Annotated in this window: 1 protein-coding gene; it reads left to right on the top strand. The window is 64.8% G+C overall.

All coding sequences use genetic code 11. From position 1 onward, the window contains the following. Window positions 1–1,286: IS21 family transposase (gene istA / locus IVB50_RS09075; protein WP_247295636.1), on the top strand; the 1,286-nt coding region annotated here is incomplete at its 5' end. Window positions 1,287–1,362 lie beyond the last annotated feature (76 nt).

Below are 1,362 nucleotides of genomic sequence, written 5' to 3' on the forward strand. Positions count from 1 at the left end.
CTGAAAGCTCGGCGTGGAATGATCCACGGGGGCAGGTGATGAAGACGCCGGATGACGTGGCGGAGATGATGCGCCTGAGGGCGTGCGGGTGGGGTGTGAAGCGGATTGCGCGGCAGCTGGGCTGCAGCCATCACACAGTAAAGGACTACGTGGCGGCGGGCAGGGTGAAGCCATTCAAGTCGCCTAAGCGGCCGAAGCGTCTCGACGGCCTTGAGGGTTGGCTGCGCGAGAGGCTCATTCGGCATCGCGGCAATGCCGACGTGGTGCGCCAGGACCTGTTGGCGGACAAAGGCGTGGCCGTCAGCCGGCCCACGCTGCAGCGCGCGGTGCAGCCCTATCGGCAGGCGCTGAAGGCGGAGGCGCTGGCGACGACTCGGTTTGAGACGCCGCCGGGCCGGCAGCTGCAGATCGACTTCGGGGAGCGCCTGGTCGAGATCGGAGGGACGAAAGTCAAGGCATTCGTGTTCGTGGCAACGCTTGGACACTCGCGACGGCTCCATGTGCGTGCGTTCCGGGCCGAGAGGCAGGAGCATTGGTTCGCCGGGCTCGAGAGCACATTCACGACCTTCAGCGGTGTGCCGGAGGAAGTGCTGATGGACAATCCACGCGCGCTTGTCGTGCGCCACGACGCGGTGAGCCGGTCGGTTCAGTTCAACGACAAGCTGGTAGCCTTCGCAAAACATTGGGGCTTCCGTCCTCGCGCCTGCGCGCCATATCGGGCGCGCACGAAGGGCAAGACGGAGAACGGCGTCGGCTACGTGAAGAAGAACGCGATCGCCGGTCATTCCTTCCCAAGTTGGGAAGCATTCGAGGCGCATCTCGACAGATGGGAGCGTGAGGTTGCGAACGTTCGTATCCACGGCACGACCGGCGAGGCGCCGATCATCCGCTTCGCGCGTGACGAGATACATCGGTTGAAGCCGCTCGGCGGGCAGCCGTCGTTTGGATCCTTGCGTGAACTGACCCGCGTCGTCGGCAATGATTGCGCCGTCGAGATCGACACGAACAGCTACTCGGTGCCGTGGCGCCTGATTGGCGAGCGCGTGGCGGTAACGATCGCGGCCGGCGAAGTGCGGATCCGCCATGGATTGCACCAGGTAGCAGTGCACAAGCAATCGGAGGGGCGCCGGCTGCGGATCGTCGACTCCGCCCATCTCGATGGTGTTGCTGGTCGCAGTGGCGCGGTCCGCCGGGCGGAGATCAAGGCGGTGCTGGCGCCGTCCTCACCGCCGTCGTTGTTACGTCCTCTTGCCGAATACGAAGCCGTGGTCGGAGGACGCTTCTGATGACGCGGGCAAAAAAGGTAATGGAAGCGACGACCGATCCGCTAGATGCCATGCTGGCGCGATTGCAGCTCTCCGG

The organism is Bradyrhizobium sp. 87 (assembly GCF_023073015.1).
GTDB classification, from domain to species: domain Bacteria; phylum Pseudomonadota; class Alphaproteobacteria; order Rhizobiales; family Xanthobacteraceae; genus Bradyrhizobium; species Bradyrhizobium canariense_D.